The organism is Cytobacillus sp. Bva_UNVM-123 (assembly GCF_046351715.2).
Classification (GTDB): domain Bacteria; phylum Bacillota; class Bacilli; order Bacillales; family Cytobacillaceae; genus Cytobacillus.
In genome coordinates, this window is record NZ_CM177772.1 from 1524644 (window position 1) to 1544908 (window position 20265).

Consider the following 20265-nt stretch of genomic DNA (forward strand, 5'->3'; position numbering starts at 1 on the left):
GTAACTAATATTTATCGAATTTTAGGAGATGAATGACATGGCAGAAGTACTAGTGAAAAAAAGAATCTCACTTTCCGTTCCTCATATGAGCGGGAATGAAATGAAATATATTAATGAAGCATTCGAATCGAACTGGATTGCTCCATTAGGACCGAATGTTGACGCATTTGAAAAGGAAATCGCCAGCTATGTAGGAGTCAAGGAAGCTGTTGCGGTGAGTTCAGGAACTGCAGCGATTCATTTGGCTCTTATTTTATTAAATGTAAAGAAGGATGATTCTGTTTTTTGTTCAAGCTTAACTTTTGTAGGCTCTGTAAACCCTATTTTGTATCAAGGGGCCCAGCCTGTTTTTATCGACTCAGAGCCAGAAACATGGAATATGTCACCGGAAGCATTGGAAAATGCTTTTGAGGAAGCAGTCCGAATGAATAAGCTTCCCAAAGCCGTGATCGTCGTTAATCTTTTTGGACAGTCTGCAAAAATGGATGAGCTTGTTTCGATTTGTGCAAAGTACAATGTTCCAATTGTTGAAGATGCAGCTGAATCACTAGGTGCTTTATACAAAGGGAAGGCTAGCGGTACCTTTGGCGAATTTGGAATTTACTCTTTCAATGGCAATAAAATTATTACAACGTCTGGTGGAGGGGTGCTTGTTTCAAATAATACGGAGAAAATCGCTAAGGCAAGATTTTTAATCACACAAGCAAAGGATCCAGCGCCATATTATCAGCATAGTGAACAAGGATATAATTATCGATTAAGTAATATTTCTGCAGCTATTGGTAGAGCACAATTAGAGGTATTAGACAGTAGAGTGAATGCTAGAAGAGCTGTATTTCAAAAATACGAAAATGAGCTAAGGTCTCTTACAGCCGTTACTTTTATGCCGGAATTAGAAAATACTTTCTCAAACCGTTGGCTAACGACAATGACGATAAATGAAAACTTAACCGACATAACAAGTTCTGAATTAATCGCTTATTTAGCTGAGGAAAATATTGAAGCGAGGCATGTATGGAAGCCGATGCACTTACAGCCACTCTTTCAAAACTGTCAATATTACTCACACGGTAAAAATGAAAGTATTTCAGATAAGCTTTTTCATACAGGCATTTGTTTGCCATCAAGCTCGAGTATGACGATAGAGGAGCAAATGCGGGTGGTTGACTGTCTAAAAATTAAGTTGGGGAACAAATGAATAAAATTTTAGTTCTAATCATGGCAATCATTTGCGTAACTGTTCTAGCTTATGGACAACAACATTGGAAACAAAAAAATATTGCAGCGAGTATTGAGGGAAAAGCAATTACAGAAAAAATGCGTAAAAAGGAGCAGGCAAAAAAAGAGGCATTAATAGAAAGTTTAGATCCAAAAAAAAATAAATCACAATCATTAATAGACTATCTTCAATATAAAGCTGTAACAGAAGATAAAGCTATAGTGGCGGTCTTTGGTAGTGATATGACTGCTGCAGCTTCTGCAAGCCATAATGGAGCAAAATGGATAGAACTTCTACGAAAAAGCATACAATCAGAAAATGAGCATTTGGCATCGCTTGTCTTCGTCAATCATGGATTCCCAGGGTATTCAACTGCGGATTTGTTAGCAGGGAAGAAAATGGACTTACTAATAGAAACGTACCCAAATTTAGTTTTGTTTGAAAACCCGATTTTTAATAATTTTTCGCAGTCGATCACAATTGAACAGACTTTGAAAGATATGGAAACCATCATGTCTAAACTTAATAAAGAACTGCCAAATAGCAAGATTATTATTATGAACCCTAATCCAATTATCAATCCACAAAATGAAAATAGTGTAGGACAAAAATATTTAGATTATATAAGTGAATCTGAACAATTTATTACTGAAAACAAATGGTTTTATATTAATAACATAAAAGAATTTGAAAAAAAACTCAAAAGGAACAATGGTTTACTTGTAGATATTTTAGCACATGATTATGTGCAGCTAAATGACAATGGGAATGTTTTTTTATATGAAATTGTAATCGAATATTTAAGTAAAAAAATCATAATGGATTAACATCAAAAATTCCATCATTAAAGCTTCATATTCGCCTTTTTTAGGACAATATGACTGGAGGTCTATATGGAAGAAACAGTCAGTTTAAAGGATATTTTCAAAATCCTGCAAAAGTCATGGAAACTAATTTTTACTTTTGTTTTCGTTGCAGTTTTAATTAGCGGGATATTATCTTTTTATGTCATAACTCCTGTTTATCAGGCATCTACACAAATTCTTGTTAATCAAAAGGACTCTCAGGATCAGCTTGATTTTTCTCGTATTAGCTCAAATATTGAGTTAATTAATACGTACAGTGTCATCATAAAGAGCCGAGCAATTCTTGATAAAGTCATTGAAGAGCTTGAGATTGAACATAGCGTTGAAGCGTTATACCAAAATATTTCAATTAATCGTGATCAAAATTCTCAAGTTTTTTCTGTCATTGTTCGAGATAGTAATCCGGGTCGAGCAGTCGATATTGCAAATGCAGTCTCTAAAACATTCCAAAAAGAAATTAAAGGAATTATGAATGTGAATAATGTTAGTATCCTAACTGAAGCAGTATTAAAAGATCATCCGTCCCCAGTAAAACCAGTACCATTAATAAATATTGCAATCGCCATTGTTGTAGGTTTCATAATGGGTGTAGGGGTATCATTCCTTATCGCATTTTTGGATAATACATTAAAAGATGCGAAAGATGTTGAAGCATATATAGGCTTGCCTGTTCTTGGGGATGTGCAAAAAATGACAAACAAGAAGGAAAAAAAACGTTTATCTCATTCAACAGTAAATAAAATTGGGGTTGAAGCACTTGAGCCGAAAATTAATAAATAGAAATAAACGTGCAGTCCCATTAATTGCACATCAAAATCCAAAGCTTCCTATAACTGAACAATATCGATTAATAAGAACAAATATTCAGTTTTCATCGATTGATAAAGAAATGAAATCTATTGTCATTACATCAGCTGAACCATCAGAAGGTAAATCGACAACAGCTGCAAACTTGGCGATAGTCATTGCACAACAAGGGAAACCTGTGTTATTAGTTGACACTGATTTAAGGAAACCAACTGTTCATTATGCATTTAATGCTAGTAATATGGATGGATTAACATGTGTACTTACGAAAAAAATGAGTCTAGACGAAGCGATTGTAAAGACATTTGTTCCGAACTTGTCCATTTTAACAAGTGGTTCATTACCCCCGAATCCTTCTGAATTATTGGCATCGAATGCAATGGAGACAGTATTGAATGAACTTAAACAGAAGTTTGATTATATTATCTTTGATACACCACCCATATTAGCGGTTGCCGATGCACAAATTCTTGCAAACAAATGTGATGGTGTTGTAATGGTTGTTGCTAGTGGAAAAACACATAAAGATCGAGTGATTAAAGCAAAGGAACTGTTAGAAAAAGCAAAAGCTAAATTACTTGGTGTCGTTTTAAATGGAGTAGAATCAAAGAAAAAAGAATATTATCACGAATATCATTGATAGAACAAGAGGGTTTATACAGTGGTTGATTTACATTGTCATATTATACCTTGTATTGATGATGGTCCAGGTAATTTGAACGATTGTTTAATAATGGCAAATAGAGCAGTCAGTGCTGGCATTACACATATTTTTGCAACACCACACCATCTAAATGGCCAGTATGAAAATTCGAAATGGATCATCTTAAAGTATGTAGATGAGCTAAACGAATATTTCAAAGACGAGGGTATACCTATTACCGTTTTACCTGGTCAAGAAATAAGAATTCATCGTGAATTTTTTCATTCACTTAAGACGGATGAATTATTAACACTTGCTAATGCAGGAAAATATATATTAATTGAACTGCCTTTTTTGGATATCCCATCATATACACATGAAATTATCTATGAATTACTATTAAAAGGAATTACGCCAATTATTGCTCATCCCGAAAGAAATAGAAAATTCATTGAAGATAGTAGACTATTAGTTGAATTGGTTCAAGAAGGCGCCTTAACCCAGCTTACAGCGGGGAGTATTATTGGGCGATTCGGAAAAAAGGTGAGAACGTTTGCTGAAACGATGATTGAACATAACTTAGCCCATTTTATCGCTTCTGATGCGCATAATGTTACGACAAGAGGTTTTTTCTTGAATGAGGCATATGACAAGATCACTAAATCATATGGAGTCTCACAAATGTTTTACTTCAGAGAAAATGCTCAATTGCTTTTAAATGGACAATCAATCCAAAGAGAAGAACCTATTCCAATAAGAAAAAAGATATTTCGCTTATTTTAAATAATAAAAGAACTAATAATGATTTTAGCTAGGTGATTTTATGAATATCTTATTTTTAACTTTAGCAAGCATGGAAAATGTATTAGAACGAGGAATTTATACGGATCTCGTGAGGGAATTGGCGAAAAAAGGAGAGAATATACATGTTGTATTTCCTAGAGAGAAGCGTGAAAATTTACCTACTGAGCTGACAGCGGTTGAAAATATCAAATTATTAAAAGTGAGGACTGGAAATATTACGCAAACAAACTTTCTCGAAAAAGGAATCTCAACACTTACAATCGAGAACCAATATTTAAGAGCAGTACGTAAGTATTTCTCTAATGTGCAATTTGATTTAATTATGTATTCGACCCCGCCCATTACGTTTGAAAAAGTAGTAAAGTATTTTAAAAAACAGCATAAAAGCAAAACATATTTAGTTTTGAAAGATATCTTTCCGCAAAATGCTGTAGATATTGAGCTAATGAAGGAAGGAAGCCTAATCTGGAAATACTTTCGGAATAAAGAGAAAAAATTATATGAAGTATCTGATATAATCGGTTGTATGTCAAAAGGAAATGCAGAATACATCTTAACCCATAATTCTTATATTAATAAAGAAAAAGTAGAGATTTTTCCAAATGCAATTGAACCAGTGAAAAGAATTAGCAATAGAAGTAAAAGCAGTGAATTATTAAATAAATACCATATACCTAAAGATTCAACACTATTTGTTTACGGTGGAAATTTAGGGAAACCTCAAGGGATTGATTTTCTCTTAAATGTGATTAAGAATTTTCATAAAGTAAAAAATGGATATCTTTTCATTGTTGGCTCAGGTACGGAATATGAAACAATTAGGAGCAAGATAGAGGACATACGCCCTAGCAATGTCCAGTTATTCTATAAATTAGCTCAAGATGAATATGACGATTTATTGAAGAGTGCCGATGTCGGCCTTATTTTTTTGGATTCAAGGTTTACGATTCCAAATATCCCATCGAGATTAATATCCTATATGGAGCATTCGATACCAGTTATTGCTGCAACAGATAAGCATACAGATCTAAAAGATATATTAGCGGAATCAAATAGCGGCTTCTGGTCTGAGAGCGGAAATATTGCCACCTTTCTTGAACATGCTGAAAAACTAACAAACGATGAAACGATGAGAATTGAAATGGGAATGAACGGAAGGAATTATTTAGAGGAGCATTTCGATATTCGAAAAACGGTAAATGTCATTACAAAGCATCTTTGAGTAAATTAAAGAGAAGGGGGTTTTGCAATGTTTAATGGTAAAACACTTTTAATTACTGGCGGAACAGGGTCATTTGGTCACGCCGTAATGGAGAGATTTATCAATACTAGTATTAAAGAGATTCGGATATTTTCCCGCGATGAAAAAAAACAAGATACTATGAGAAAAAAATATAATCATGAGAAATTGAAGTTTTATTTAGGAGATGTCAGAGATCTTGCAAGTGTAAAAAATGCAATGCATGATGTCGATTTTGTTTTTCATGCGGCAGCTCTTAAACAAGTACCATCCTGTGAGTTTTTCCCACTTGAGGCGGTAAAAACAAATATTCTTGGCACAGATAATGTTTTAACGGCAGCGATAGAGTATGGAGCAAAAAAAGTCATTTGCCTATCAACTGATAAAGCAGCCTATCCAATCAATGCGATGGGAATTTCAAAAGCAATGATGGAAAAGGTATTTATTGCTAAATCCAAAACGATTATGGAAGAAAAAACATTAATTTGCGGAACAAGATATGGAAATGTAATGGCTTCTCGCGGTTCCGTTATCCCTTTGTTTGTTGAACAAATAAAAAGTGGAAAACCTATAACAATAACAAATCCGAAAATGACAAGATTCCTGATGAGCCTTGAAGAGGCTGTGGAACTTGTCATTTTTGCATTTCAGCATGCAAAAACGGGGGACATGATGGTACAAAAAGCTCCATCCTGTTTCATTATTGACTTAGCTGAAGCACTATTGGAGCTCTTTCATGCGGATAATGAAATTAAAATAATTGGAACACGCCATGGAGAAAAGCTCTATGAAACCCTTCTCACTAGGGAGGAGTATTTAGTAGCCGAAGATTTAGGTGGATTTTTCAGAGTTCCAGCAGATACTCGGGATTTGAATTACGACAAATATTTTGTTGAGGGAGACAATCTATTATCAACCGAAGAATACAACTCCCATAATACAAAAATTTTAAATAAAGATGAAATTAAAGAAAAACTGCTTAAATTGGAATTCATTCAAAATGAACTTAAGAATATAAAGGTAATGTTATAAGGGGGAGCTGATAATAAGTGAAAATACTTGTTACCGGTGCAAATGGATTTGTCGGAAAAAATTTAATCGCAGAATTAAACAATCAAGGGTATAACGATATTTTCAGGTTCTGTAGAGAAACAGATGCCGCTTTATTAGATACTTACACAAAAGAGTGTGACTTTGTTTTTCATTTAGCCGGTGTTAATCGCCCGAAAGAGGAACAGGAATTTATGGATGGAAACTATGAATTAACGGGAAAATTATTAGGACTGTTGAAAAAACATGATAATAAATCTCCAGTACTTCTTACATCTTCTATTCAAGCTGAACTGAATAATCCATATGGAAGGAGTAAAAGAGCCGCGGAAAATTTATTGTCCTTCTACAGTAAGGAAACAGGTACAAAAGCATATATTTATAGACTTCCAAATTTATTTGGGAAATGGTGCAGGCCAAACTATAACAGTGTTGTCGCAACCTTTTGCCATAATATTGCCAAAAATAACGAAATCCAAATTCACGATTCGAATGCAGAACTTACACTATGCTATATCGATGATGTGATTGCAGAATTTATCCGTGCACTTGAAGGAAACCAGTCAATAAATGCGGATGGCTTCTGTTTTATCCCGACAACACATAAAGCAACGGTAGGTGAAATAGCTGAAAAGCTCCATTCCTTTAAGAATAATCGTGAATCGCTTATTATGCCTTCACTTGAAAAAAAATTTGATCGGGCTTTATATAGCACATTGTTATCTTACTTAGAGGAAGATAATTTTTCCTATAAATTAAAGAAAAATGTTGATAATCGGGGTTGGCTTGCAGAGTTTATTAAATCAAAAGAAACAGGGCAAATCTTTATTTCGAAAACGAAGCCTGGCATTACGAGAGGAAACCATTGGCACCATACAAAGGTAGAGAAGTTTCTCGTCATTCAAGGGGAAGCAATGATTAAATTTAGAAAAATTGATTCGGAGAAAGTACTAGAATATAAGGTAAATGGGGAAATGCCGGAAGTAGTTGATATACCAGTAGGATATACACACTCCATCGAAAACACAGGAGATGAAGATGTTATTACTTTATTTTGGGCTTGTGAAATCTTTAATCCTGAAAAACCAGATACTTATTTCGTGGAGGTATAGGAAACGTGGGAAAATTGAAAGTGATGACAATCGTAGGTACGAGACCTGAAATTATTAGATTATCAGAAGTCATTAAAGCTTGTGACAGATACTTTCACCATATATTAGTACACACAGGGCAAAACTGGGATTATTCATTGAATGAAATCTTTTTCGAAGAATTAGCATTGAGAAAGCCGGATCACTTTTTGGGAGTTGTTGGTAGTGATCTCGGCGAAACGATGGGAAATATCATTTCAGCTTCATACAAAATTTTGTTGGAAGAAAAACCTGATGCTCTGCTAGTTTTAGGTGATACAAATAGCTGCTTAAGTGTCATAGCGGCAAAAAGATTAAAGATCCCTATTTTTCATATGGAGGCAGGAAATCGCTGTTTCGACCAAAATGTTCCTGAAGAAATCAATCGCAAGATCGTTGACCATGTAGCAGATATTAATCTCCCATATACGGAGCATAGTCGTCGTTATTTATTATCTGAAGGAATTCGCAAGGAGCATATTTTTGTAACAGGCTCTCCGATGACAGAAGTCTTAACAAAAAACATGGAGAGTATTGAGAATAGCCAAGTTCTTGAGGATCAAAATCTAGAGGCCGGAAAATATATTCTTGTGTCAGCGCACCGTGAAGAAAATATGGATCATGAGGAAAACTTTCTAGGCTTAATGAACGCAATTAACAAGATGGCTGAGACATATCAGCTACCTGTTATTTATTCAATTCATCCACGCAGCTGGAAGAGGATTGAGGAAAGGGGCTTTCATTTCCATTCCCTTGTTCGTCAGTTTAAGCCATTCGGTTTTATTGACTATAACAAACTGCAAAAGAATGCTTTTATCGTTCTTTCAGATAGTGGGACACTATCAGAGGAAGCTGCCATACTTGGCTTCCCAGGTGTTTTAATTAGAACATCTACCGAACGGCCAGAAGTGCTTGATAAAGGAACAATCGTAATTGGAGGGATAATCGAAAAAGAAATCATTAACGCTGTGGATTTAAGCAGGTCAATGTGGGAAAAGGGAGAAAAGACGTATCTAGCTAATGATTATCATGATGAAAATGTTTCTGTAAAGATAGTGAAGATTATTCAGAGCTACACAGGAATCATTAATAAGGTGATTTGGAGGAAGTAATCATAATGCGTGTTCTACAAATCAATTCTGTCTGTGGAATTGGGAGCACAGGGAGAATCGTTACGGATCTAGATAATGTTTTGACAGAGGCAGGTCATGAGAGCTATGTCGCATATGGTAGAGATGCTGGAAGAAATTGCAATCATGCAATAAAAATAGGAAGAAAAATAGATAATTATATGCATGTAGCAAAAACTAGATTATTTGATAAGCATGGTCTAGGTTCAGTTAAAGCTACAAACGAATTCATTGAAACAGTTGATCAATTAGATCCAGATATTATTCATCTGCATAATATTCATGGCTACTATCTTCATATAAAACTCCTGTTTGATTATATTAAGAAAGCAAACAAGCCTGTTGTATGGACACTTCATGATTGTTGGCCTTTTACGGGACATTGCTCATATTTTGAATATGTAAATTGCAATAAATGGGAAACGGAATGCTGCAGTTGCCCATTAAAAAGCAGCTATCCAAGTAGCTTATTTATAGACAATTCACTGGAAAATTTTCTAATAAAAAGGGAGATATTTACTGGCGTAGACAACTTAACGATTGTAACACCCTCAAAATGGTTAGAAAGACTCGTTAAGTTATCTTTTTTAAAGAAATACCCTTTGACAGTTATAAATAATGGGATAGATCTAGATGTTTTTAAACCGTTAGCTAGTAATTTTAGAGAAAAAAATAATTTGCAAAACAAGTTTATTATTTTGGGTGTAGCAAGTATTTGGTCAGAAAGAAAAGGATTTAAGTATTTTTCAGAGCTATCAAAAATGCTTAATGATGATGAGGTCATTGTATTAATTGGGTTAACAGATAAGCAAATCAGAAGCTTACCTAATAATATGATCGGGATAAAAAAAACGAATAGTACAATTGAACTTGCACAAATATACTCGGCTGCTGATGTCTTTGTAAATCCAACTTTAGAAGATAATTTCCCTACAACGAATTTGGAGGCGTTAGCATGTGGGACTCCTGTTATTACTTTCAAGACGGGAGGTAGTCCTGAAAGTATTGATTTAAGTTGCGGCATGGTCGTTGAGAAAGGGAATATTGATGAACTAATGACTGCCATAAGACTTTGCAGGCAAAAGGACAGCACAATGTATCTAGCTAATTGTCTTAGCAGATCTAGATTATATGATAAAGAAGCAAAATTTAATGAATATTTAACGCTGTACGAATCTTTATTAAATAGAACGGTGGATTATGATGAAGAAAGTTTTGTTCTTAATTTATAAGCTTGTCGGGGGAGGTGCTGAGAAAGTATTAGTTGATATTGTAAATCATATGGATCACACATTATATGAAGTAACGGTCATGACAGTAGCAGACTGTTCTGCAGATGCTCATTTACTAAATAGCCATATTAAATATGAGTATATTTTTAAGGGAAAATGGAAAGAGGATCGTATTTTTTTTAAGCTATTCCATCAAGCAAGCCCACAATTTTTGCATGACTTGTTTGTCAAAAAAAAATATGATGTTGAGATTGCTGCTTTAGAAGGAATTCCAGCAAAGATTATTAGTGGTTGTAAACATCTACATACGAAGAAAATCGCTTTTATTCATGCAGATGCTAACAATATAGCCTGGCCATCGAAACGATATAAAAATTCGCTTCAAGAATATGAAAGCTATAATAGCTATGATCATTTAATATTTGTTTCAAACCATTCGAAAAAGAGTTTTATTGAGAAGTTTAATATAGAACTTAGTAAGACGGTTACATTATATAATCCATTTGACTTTCAGCAAATTAAAATGAAAGCCCTTGAACGAGTAGATGATTATAAAAAGACAACGAATTATTTGTTTTGTGCAGTAGGAAGATTAGATAAGGTAAAAGGCTTTGATAGATTAATTGAGGCCTTTCATATCGTTCATAAAAAGTTTAATCAGATGAGCTTAATCATTATTGGGGAAGGAAAAGAAAAAGATATCCTTCTACGAAAAATAGCCAAATATAAGCTGAATCATAAAATTACTTTATTGGGATATCAAACAAATCCATATAAATATTTAAAGATGTCTGATTGTTATATTTGTTCATCCTTTTCAGAAGGATTAAGTTCAACTGTCATTGAAGCCATGATTTTGGGTGTGCCGGTTATCGCAACAGATTGTGGTGGGATGGATGAATTATTAGGGGAATACAAAAACGGGGTAATTGTCAACAATGAAACAGAGGCGCTTATGAATGGGATAGAGCAATTCCTATCTGAAATTGGAGAAAGCAATGAAAAGGATGAGGAAGGAAGTATGCATCATTTACAGAAATTTTCCTATAATCATTATTTCGATAAAATCGTGAAAATGATGTAATTCATGATTAGTAAATTGGATAACTCTTAGTTTTGAAGGAGAAAATATGAAGAACATTAGTTTTCACCAATTACACGTAAAAAATGGTCAGAAGAACTTATATTTTCGAATTTTCTTGCTTGCTGTCATGATTGTGCTTAATATTTTCCTTTTGTTAATGGCTACGACTGCAGAGCAAAATAGCTGGATAAAAATAATAGCCATACTGTCCATATTGCAGCTCGTCATTAATGTTTTGTTAATCACTAAATTAGATGGAACTTTATTCTCGCTTCCTGTGCTGTTTTTATTATTTTCATGGATTTTCCATTTTGGGAATATTATTATTATCGGTTTTGATTTAAGTAGTACTTTAACAATATATAGAATGACAAATGTTGTTCCAGGTAATATTTTTAGAGATACAGTTGAATTTGCCCTTTATGTACAGTCAATTGTGGCATTTGGAATGTTTCTAGTTTTATTTTTCAGTAAAAAGTATGAAACTACTGAAGCAACCAATATAGAAGATGATAAAAACTATTTAAATTTAATAAAAAATATAGGAATCATTCTCTTTATAATAGGGATTGTTCCAACACTATATATTGATATCGGTAAGCTAATATTGTTTATGAATTCTGGCTATCTTGCTACTTATTCATTGGAGCAAAGTGGATCATTAATTGTTTTAGCAAGATTGTTTAAAGTCGGCATAATCATGTTGATTATTGGCAACAAAAATAAACCGAAATTGGCGACAGCTATATTTATATTAATTGTCGTTTATCAACTTTTCGCCATGTTATCAGGAAATAGAGGAAGAGCAGTAATTGAAATAATTGTTTTATTCTATATTTATACAAATATGATTTATCGAATAAGATTCAAAAATATATTACTTTATGGCTCACTTGGTTATTTGCTGATCATTATTCTGAATGCGATGAGTATTTTCAGATTAAATCAATCGCCTAACTTGGAAGGGTTCATGAATGCCATAACAGAAAGCTTGCAAACATCACCAATTATGCAAGTATTAAGTGAATTTGGTGCAACGGTCATCACTGCATGCTACTCACTCATGTTTTTTTCTGGGGACGAATTTATTCAATACGGGAAAAACTATTTATACTCGTTTATCACTATTTTTCCGAATGTAGGCGGAATATATAATGCCTTTTACGAAAAAACAATATATGTCATGAATTTTCCCGAATCTTATAGAAGGTATTTAGGTGGTTCTTATATAGGTGAGTTATTTTATAGTATGAAAAAAGGTGGAATCCCCTTTGCCATGATTATTGGCATTTTCATATCACTTTTTTCACAAAAAATAAAGCAGGCACGCATTCAAAAAAAATATATTCTATTAAGTATATATATGATTATTTTTCCTGACATAATCTGGTGGATAAGAGGATATTTTATTGAAATAATTAGATATCCGATTTGGATTGCATTCGCAATTTATGTAATTTATAACTTTCTAAATAGAAAATCAATAAGCTTTAAAATAGAAGCGAAAAAATTGTAGAGAGGATTATCTATTGATGGGCCTATTAGTTAGTGTTAATTGTATTACTTATAATCATGAAAAGTATATAGGTGATGCGATTGAAGGATTTTTAATGCAAAAGACTAATTTTGATTTTGAAATTCTAATTGGAGAAGATTGTAGTACAGATAACACGAAAACGATTTGTGAAAACTATGCTAAAAAGGCAAAAGGGAAAATCAGATTGATAACTTCAGATAATAATGTTGGTGCAAGAAAAAATAGTGAGAGACTCTTAGAACATTCAAGAGGAAAATACATTGCTTTATGTGAAGGGGATGATTTTTGGACTGACCCGTATAAATTGCAAAAGCAAGTTGATTATATGGAAAGCCATCCTGAATGTACTCTTTGCTTTCATGCAGCTAAGGTTGTTAATGAAAATGGAAAAAAAACAGGTGGATTATTCAGGTCTTATAATGAAAATTCTATAAGTTTAACAGAAGAGATTATTACGGGAGGCGGTGAGTTTTGTCCAACAGCTTCTCTTTTTTTTCCTAAAAAATATATAGAAAATCCACCTGATTTTTTTCAAAAAGCTCATATTGGTGATTATCCTTTACAAATGCTGTTAGCAAGTTATGGGTATGCCTATTATATTGATGAAATTATGTCTGCCTATCGAATTGGAGTCTCTGGGTCGTGGACAAATCAATTACATTCAGGAACAAATGTTATTCAAAAAATTATTCAAGCTAAAAAGAACGATATTAGCTTATTAAATGGGTTTAATCAGTTTACAAAGAATAAATATATAAACGAAGTTGAAAAAGCAAAGTTGAAACGGGAATTTGACATTTTATTAATACAAAACAAGATAAAGGAAGCCAAGGGGACAAAGTATTTAATTTTTTATAACAGCTTGAGTATAAAGGAAAAAACAAAAATATACTCTAGAGCCTATTTTCCTAATCTATATGCAAAAATGATAAAAATAAAAAAAGCAATCATGTAAAAAGATAATGGGTGAATATTATGGAAAATGAGCTACTGAAAAAAAAGACAGCTTCAGGACTTCTTTGGAGCTTTGCTGATATATTTGCTTCTCAAGGTATTCAGTTTATTGTTTTGATGGTTCTTGCAAGGTTGCTTGCACCCGAGTATTTCGGTTTAATTGGTATGGTGGCTGTATTTATAACGATAGGCAACTCTATCATTGACAGTGGGTTTACACAAGCTTTGATTAGAGAAAAGAACGTAAGCCAACAAGACTATTCGACAATCTTTTATTTTAACTTAATGATGTCTATCCTGTTATATTTGCTTCTTTATTTGACAGCTCCCCTTATTAGCCATTTCTACGGGGAAAAAGAGCTTATATTCATAATTAGGGTTTTATCGATAGGATTAATTATTAATTCATTTGGAATTATTCAAAGAGTGTTCCTAGTTAAGAAAATTAATTTTAAAACACAAACAAAAATTAATTTAATTGCTGCACTCCTTTCATCATTGGTAGCTATCCTATTAGCCATTCAGGAGTTTGGGGTCTGGAGCCTTGTTGCGCAAACATTAATCATGCAATTCACACGAACAATCCTTTTATGGATTATTAATAAATGGATGCCAATTTATTCTTTTAGCATTCAATCCTTTAAAAAGTACTTTGGCTTTAGCTCAAAACTATTAGTGTCAGGTTTAATCGATACTTTATTCAATAATGTCTTCTCAATTATTATCGGAAGGTTATATCCTGCCGCACAGTTAGGATACTATACGAATGCAACGAGGCTAGGAGATGTGATAACGAATTCAATTACAGGTGCCTTGCAGCGGGTGACTTATCCAGTATTAAGCAGCATAAAGGACGATGAAACTCGTTTAAAAAACAGCTTTCGAAAATTAATAAGAACAACCACCTATTTGATGTTTCCTATCATGATCGGATTAATCGCTATTTCTGATTCACTCATTCCGCTCATCTTTGGGCCAAATTGGTTCCAATCGATTATTTATTTTAAACTATTATGTATTTCGGGAATGCTTTATCCCCTTCATGCGCTAAATTTAAATATATTACAAGTTAAGGGCAGGTCTGATTTATTTCTAAAGCTAGAAATTATTAAAAAGACACTATTATCACTTTTAATCGTTGTTTCCTTATATTTCTCATTAGGTATTATTGGACTCATTGGAGCGGCGATTATAAGCTCATACGTATCATTATTTATTAATGCATACTATTCAGCTAAAGAAATATCGTATTCAATTACTCAGCAGCTAAAGGATTTGGCACCTACTTTCTTTATTGCAATAGTCATGGGTTGCCTAGTTTACATAATTGGAATTATATTGCCAGAAAATCTATTCGCAAAACTATTTTTGCAACTAATTAGTGGAGCTTTACTTTATCTCCTAATTAGTTGGCTATTTAAGATTAAAGAATTTGCAATGATTTTGGAAATGATTTTTCAATTTTTCACTAAGCTTAAACAAGGAAAGGTGAGGTCAAGAGGTGCATAATTCAGATGAAGGTTATTGAGGGTACAATTGAAGAATTTCAAGATGTTTTCCAAAGGCAAAATATTCATTTAGAATTGCTAAATAAGGAAGATTACGATGTTGAGAGAATGGTTGAGCTTTTTAAAAAGATGGACTCCAAATATTTATTTCCTACTGATAATGAGGAAAACTTAAGAGTGTATTTAACAAAATTAATTCGTCATGCATATAATTTTGTTTTGACTAGTCAAAACAATGATGATATTGCCATCATTTCAATTTATGCAAACGACTTTAAAACAAAAACATCTTATAGTAGTGCTATCGGTATTTTACCAACATTTCGTGGTGGAAATATTGCTACAAATATGGTAAAGTTTGCGCTGAAATTTGCGAAGGAAAAGGGTATGGACTACTATAAAGCTGAAATTAGTAAAAAAAATGCCTCCTGGCTTCGTTTTTTGGAAAGAAATGGGTTTCGAATTAAGGATGAAACTGAAAATCATTCATATATAGTGATCAAGGATTTAAGAAATGATGAATAACTATGAAAGTAGGGATGCATGATGAAAGGCATTATTTTAGCTGGTGGTAGTGGTACGAGACTTTATCCAATAACACAAGCTATTTCGAAGCAATTATTGCCTATTTATGATAAACCAATGATTTATTATCCCTTATCTGTTCTAATGTTAGCGGGAATTAAAGAAATATTAATTATATCCACACCAAAGGATATTCCGTTATTTACTAATTTACTTGGGGATGGTTCGGATCTAGGGATTAAACTTGAATATAAGGTACAAGAGCATCCGCGTGGTTTAGCGGATGCTTTTATTATTGGTGAAGAGTTTATTGGTGATGATAATGTCTGTCTAATCCTTGGAGATAATATTTTTTATGGAACCGGATTTACGCCTTTATTAAAAATTGCTGCTAGTTTAAAAGATGGGGCTATCATATTTGGTTATCAAGTAAAAGATCCGCACCGTTTCGGTGTTGTAGAATTCGATAAAGATTATAATGCAGTATCGATTGAAGAAAAACCGACTAATCCGAAATCGCCTTATGCCGTAACAGGTTTATATTTTTATGACAACAATGTCATTGAGATTGCGAAAAATATTAAGCCTTCGGAAAGAGACGAGCTAGAAATTACAGATATTAATAAAGAATATTTGCGACGAAAGCAATTAAAAGTAGCGAATCTTGGTCGTGGTTTTGCTTGGTTAGATACTGGGACGTTTGAAAGCTTCCTAGAAGCTAGTCAGTTTGTTGAGACGATTGAAAAACGTCAAGGGTATAAAATCGCTTGCCTTGAAGAAATTAGCTATAGAAATAAATGGATCACTGCTGAAGATGTTTTGGAAAGAGCGATGAAATATAAAAATGACTATGGTGCGTATTTAACAAATTTAGTGTATGGAAAGTTCAGCGATACATCTAGTTTGGTTGAACTTTCTACAAGTATTTAATGAGATTCACCTTATTATTTTTAATGGAGAGAAGAATATGAATTTACTTGTTACAGGTGGAGCCGGTTTTATCGGCTCTAATTTTGTTTTGTATATGTTAAAGCAGTATGAGCATATCCAAATTGTGAATCTCGATAAATTAACGTATGCAGGGAATCTGAATAATCTCCATAAAGTGATGAATGATCCTCGTCATACTTTGATTAAAGGAGATATTTGTGACAAAGTACTTGTCGAAAGTGTTTTCGAAAAGTATCAAATTGAAGGGGTTATTCATTTTGCGGCTGAGTCACATGTTGATAATTCAATAAAAAATCCACAAGTATTTATTGAAACGAATGTGCTTGGTACAACGATCCTTCTAGAGGCTGCTCGAAACTATTGGATGACAAATATCGGCATTTATAAAGAGAAGTTTAAACATGCAAGATTCCATCACATCTCAACAGATGAAGTATATGGTTCCCTTAAAGAGAATGGATATTTTACCGAAAACACAGCTTATGCACCGAACAGTCCATATTCTGCAAGTAAAGCTTCTGCAGACATGATTGTTCGTAGTTATTTCCAAACTTATGGGATGAATGTCGTTACAACAAATTGCTCAAATAATTATGGTCCAATGCAGCATGAAGAAAAATTAATTCCAACAATCATCCGGAAAGCGATGGCATTAGAAAAGATTCCGATATATGGGAATGGGGAAAATGTTCGTGATTGGTTATATGTAATGGATCACTGTCATGCTATTGATAAAGTATTTTTTTCAGGAAGATCAGGAGAGACTTACTTAATTGGTGGTCATAATGAAATGACAAATATTGAGGTTGCTGAAGTCATTTGTGATCAGCTGGATAAGCTAATGCCTGATCATGAAAATAAGAAAAAGATTTCAAGCTATCGACAATTGATTACATTTGTTCTAGACCGCCCTGGACATGATTTTAGATATGCAATTGATGACACGAAACTGCGACAAGAATTTGGTTTCCAGCATAAATACAAGTTTGAGCAAGGAATAGATAAAACGATTTTGTATTATCTAGCTAAGAATATAGAAGTGGTTTCGTAGTAATAAACCTAAAAGGGTGATAATATTTGAAGATTGCGATCATGCAGCCATATTTATTTCCGTATATCGGTTATTTTCAATTGATAAATGCTGTCGATAAATTTGTCATTCATGATGATGTGCAATTTATTAAGGCTGGCTGGATTAATCGAAATAGAATTTTAGTCAATCATCATGAGCATTTGTTTACATTTAGTTTGAAGAAGAATTCATCTTATTTAAATATTAATGAAAGATATTTTTCCGATAACTTTGACGAAGAGAAGAATAAGTTATTTCGGACTCTAAAAAACAGTTATGGAAAGTCCAAAAATTTTAAGGAAGTTTTTTCACTCATACAGGAAATTCTAAATGTTAATCATACTGACAAGGATATTTCGAAAATAATCACGCGAAGTTTGATCATGATTTGTGACTATTTAGAAATTCGCACACCCATTATTACTTCATCAGAGATGGAAAAGAATTCTGATGTGGCGGGAGAAAAAAGAGTAATAGAAATTAATAAGCAACTTAATTCCACCCATTATATTAATCCTATCGGAGGGGTAGAGTTATATTCTGAAGAGAATTTTCTGAAACATAATATTCAATTAAGTTTCTTGAAGTCAAGGCCAATCAACTATATACAAAATGGGGCAGAATTTTTACCATGGCTATCGATTATCGATGTATTAATGTTTAATACTACAGAAGAGATAATCGGAATGCTGAATGAATATGATTTCGTACAAAGCGCAAATGTTAGTGTTACTTAATTGAAAGGAGCAGCTATGAAAAGAACACCGCCATCTAATCATTTTTCAATTTATATTGGGGTGTTTTTTAAGAATTTAACAATAATCCTTTCATTTTTAGTCATTGTTTTAATCGTTGTTTGGATAAGCTTGCTGCAATTCCGAGCACCTAAGATTGTTCCAATAAATGGGGATATGAATCAGTTTTCTGCTGAACGGGCATTCGAACATGTAAGAGAGCTTGCGGTAAAACCTCATCCAATTGGAACGGAAGAGCATGATAGAGTGCGAGACTACTTAGTAAGAGCTTTAACAGACCTAGGTGTTTCACCTGAAACTCAAAAAACGAAAAGTTCTTATTGGGATTTAGAAGGCGATAAGATAGAGATAGAAAATATTATCGCTAGAATTCCGGGCAAGGATCATTCGAAGGCGATTATGCTTTCGGCCCACTATGATTCTGTTGAAGATAGCCCAGGGGCAGCTGATGATGGAGCAGCTGTTGCTGCCATTTTGGAAACAGTTAGAGTATTGTTAAATTCTCCATCGCTAAAAAATGATGTCATAATCTTAATTTCTGATGGCGAAGAATATGGACTTTTAGGGGCACAAAGCTTTGTAAATAGTCATCCCTTCGTTAAGGATGTTGGATTAGTATTTAACTTCGAAGCGCGTGGAAGTAGTGGCCCTTCCATTTTAATTGAGACAAATGAGGGGAATGAACGACTCATATCTGAGTTTATTAAAGGAACCCCAAATCCAGTGGCCCATTCATTTCTCTATGAAGTTTATAAACGGATGCCAAATGATACGGATTTTTCTATTTATAAAAACTCAGGAATAGATGGATTGAATTTTGCCTTTTTTGAGGGATTAAAAAACTACCACACGCTTGAAGATAATATTGAAAATCTAAGTCCAAATAGTCTTCAACATCATGGGGAATATATGGTTAATCTCATTCAGCATTTTGGCGATATGAATATAGTTGCCCAAAATGATGAAGGAAATAAAGTCTATTTTAATGTAATGGGCAAGCATATTGTGAGTTACTCGGAAAAGCTTGTCATTCCACTAATGGGACTAGTGATTATTTGCTTTGCTCTTACTATCATTCATGGATTTAAACGAAAAAAACTTACCGTTCAAGGAATTTACTTGGGATTTTTCTTTTTTTTACTTGCGATTTGTTTAGCTTATTTTCTAGGCTACGGCTTTTGGCATTACTTGCCTCTCATCATTCCGCAAAATAGTTCGTTAATGCAGTTGGATTTAAGGATTAGTCATCCATTATTTATTAGCCTAGTATTGATAACTTTTGCGATATTTTCTCTTTTTTATCAAGTAGTTTCAAAGAAAATTAATTTGGGCAATCTTACAATCGGAGCTTATTTTAGTTGGTTTTTATTAGTCATTTTTACGAGTTTTTTTATGAAGGGAACAAGCTATATCTTTATTTGGCCAACACTAATTGGATTAATTGGAGTAAACATTTTGTTTAGTTTAAAAGTGGAGGCTTCACTTAAGAGTAGAGTCATTACAACTATATTTGCTCTTCCTGTCTTAATCATAACAGTACCTGTGTTGTATTTAGTGTATGCTTTGCTTTCCTTGGAAAGAGTTGATCTATTATTAGCTTTTACAATATTGAATGGGGCATTTATTATACCGCTATTAAATAAGCCAAAACAATCATTTGCTTTTGAATTACCCGTTATTCTGCTTTCAGTCGGTTTATTAGTCTTCTGTTTTATTAAATGACCGTAATTTGAGTTACTTATGTAGATATAAGAGGAG

General features: G+C 33.3%; 19 protein-coding genes. All 19 read left to right on the forward strand.

The features are described 5' to 3' along the window. Nucleotides 1-37 precede the first annotated feature (37 nt). The 19 genes from KDN24_RS07295 to KDN24_RS07385 all read left to right on the forward strand — a co-directional run bounded on the left by KDN24_RS07295 (nt 38) and on the right by KDN24_RS07385 (nt 20229). Nucleotides 38-1198, forward strand: coding sequence for an aminotransferase class I/II-fold pyridoxal phosphate-dependent enzyme (locus KDN24_RS07295; protein WP_409971464.1), 1161 nt, complete (start codon nt 38-40; stop codon nt 1196-1198). After that, nucleotides 1195-2046: an SGNH/GDSL hydrolase family protein gene (locus tag KDN24_RS07300; protein ID WP_491348363.1), complete on the forward strand. Its 852-nt coding sequence runs from the start codon at nt 1195-1197 to the stop codon at nt 2044-2046. Before KDN24_RS07295 ends, KDN24_RS07300 begins: the two co-directional genes overlap by 4 nt. Before the next feature lie 66 nt (nt 2047-2112). After that, on the forward strand, nt 2113-2865 hold the full coding sequence (locus KDN24_RS07305; RefSeq protein WP_409971466.1) for a YveK family protein: 753 nt from the start codon (nt 2113-2115) through the stop codon (nt 2863-2865). After that, nucleotides 2834-3532, forward strand: coding sequence for a CpsD/CapB family tyrosine-protein kinase (locus tag KDN24_RS07310; RefSeq protein WP_409971467.1), 699 nt, complete (start codon nt 2834-2836; stop codon nt 3530-3532). The genes KDN24_RS07305 and KDN24_RS07310 overlap by 32 nt, the downstream gene beginning before the upstream one ends. Nucleotides 3533-3553: 21 nt before the next feature. Beyond that, the gene (locus KDN24_RS07315; protein WP_409971468.1) at nt 3554-4318 is read left to right on the forward strand and encodes a tyrosine-protein phosphatase; all 765 of its coding nucleotides are present in this window, start codon (nt 3554-3556) and stop codon (nt 4316-4318) included. Between the two features lie 40 nt (nt 4319-4358). Further along, entirely contained in the window at nt 4359-5561 is a 1203-nt protein-coding gene (locus tag KDN24_RS07320; RefSeq protein WP_491348364.1) for a glycosyltransferase family 4 protein, read from the forward strand. 27 nt (nt 5562-5588) lie between these two features. Next, on the forward strand, nt 5589-6611 hold the full coding sequence (locus KDN24_RS07325) for a polysaccharide biosynthesis protein (protein WP_409971470.1): 1023 nt from the start codon (nt 5589-5591) through the stop codon (nt 6609-6611). 17 nt (nt 6612-6628) lie between these two features. Beyond that, on the forward strand, nt 6629-7741 hold the full coding sequence (locus tag KDN24_RS07330; RefSeq protein ID WP_409971471.1) for a polysaccharide biosynthesis C-terminal domain-containing protein: 1113 nt from the start codon (nt 6629-6631) through the stop codon (nt 7739-7741). 5 nt (nt 7742-7746) lie between these two features. Continuing rightward, the gene (wecB, locus tag KDN24_RS07335) at nt 7747-8871 is read left to right on the forward strand and encodes a non-hydrolyzing UDP-N-acetylglucosamine 2-epimerase (RefSeq protein WP_409971472.1); all 1125 of its coding nucleotides are present in this window, start codon (nt 7747-7749) and stop codon (nt 8869-8871) included. 5 nt (nt 8872-8876) lie between these two features. Further along, a complete protein-coding gene (locus tag KDN24_RS07340; protein WP_409971473.1) occupies nt 8877-10121 on the forward strand; it encodes a glycosyltransferase in 1245 nt (414 codons plus the stop codon). Next, complete coding sequence (locus tag KDN24_RS07345; protein WP_409971474.1) at nt 10093-11205, forward strand: glycosyltransferase; 1113 nt, start codon at nt 10093-10095, stop codon at nt 11203-11205. Before KDN24_RS07340 ends, KDN24_RS07345 begins: the two co-directional genes overlap by 29 nt. Before the next feature lie 46 nt (nt 11206-11251). Next, nucleotides 11252-12721: an O-antigen polysaccharide polymerase Wzy gene (locus KDN24_RS07350; RefSeq protein WP_409971475.1), complete on the forward strand. Its 1470-nt coding sequence runs from the start codon at nt 11252-11254 to the stop codon at nt 12719-12721. A gap of 16 nt (nt 12722-12737) precedes the next feature. Then, nucleotides 12738-13697, forward strand: coding sequence for a glycosyltransferase (locus KDN24_RS07355; RefSeq protein ID WP_409971476.1), 960 nt, complete (start codon nt 12738-12740; stop codon nt 13695-13697). A gap of 20 nt (nt 13698-13717) precedes the next feature. Beyond that, nucleotides 13718-15205: a lipopolysaccharide biosynthesis protein gene (locus KDN24_RS07360; RefSeq protein ID WP_409971477.1), complete on the forward strand. Its 1488-nt coding sequence runs from the start codon at nt 13718-13720 to the stop codon at nt 15203-15205. Between the two features lie 5 nt (nt 15206-15210). Further along, nucleotides 15211-15729, forward strand: a complete 519-nt coding sequence (locus KDN24_RS07365) for a GNAT family N-acetyltransferase (RefSeq protein ID WP_409971478.1) — start codon at nt 15211-15213, stop codon at nt 15727-15729. Between the two features lie 21 nt (nt 15730-15750). Beyond that, complete coding sequence (gene rfbA / locus KDN24_RS07370; RefSeq protein ID WP_409971609.1) at nt 15751-16659, forward strand: glucose-1-phosphate thymidylyltransferase RfbA; 909 nt, start codon at nt 15751-15753, stop codon at nt 16657-16659. A 37-nt stretch (nt 16660-16696) separates the two neighbouring features. Continuing rightward, complete coding sequence (rfbB, locus tag KDN24_RS07375) at nt 16697-17731, forward strand: dTDP-glucose 4,6-dehydratase (RefSeq protein ID WP_491348365.1); 1035 nt, start codon at nt 16697-16699, stop codon at nt 17729-17731. Between the two features lie 26 nt (nt 17732-17757). Beyond that, nucleotides 17758-18489, forward strand: coding sequence for a WbqC family protein (locus tag KDN24_RS07380; protein ID WP_409971480.1), 732 nt, complete (start codon nt 17758-17760; stop codon nt 18487-18489). Nucleotides 18490-18504: 15 nt separating this feature from the next. After that, nucleotides 18505-20229 carry a M28 family peptidase gene (locus KDN24_RS07385; protein WP_409971481.1) on the forward strand — a complete coding sequence of 575 codons (1725 nt, stop codon included), beginning with the start codon at nt 18505-18507 and terminating at the stop codon, nt 20227-20229. The last annotated feature ends 36 nt before the right edge of the window (nt 20230-20265 follow it).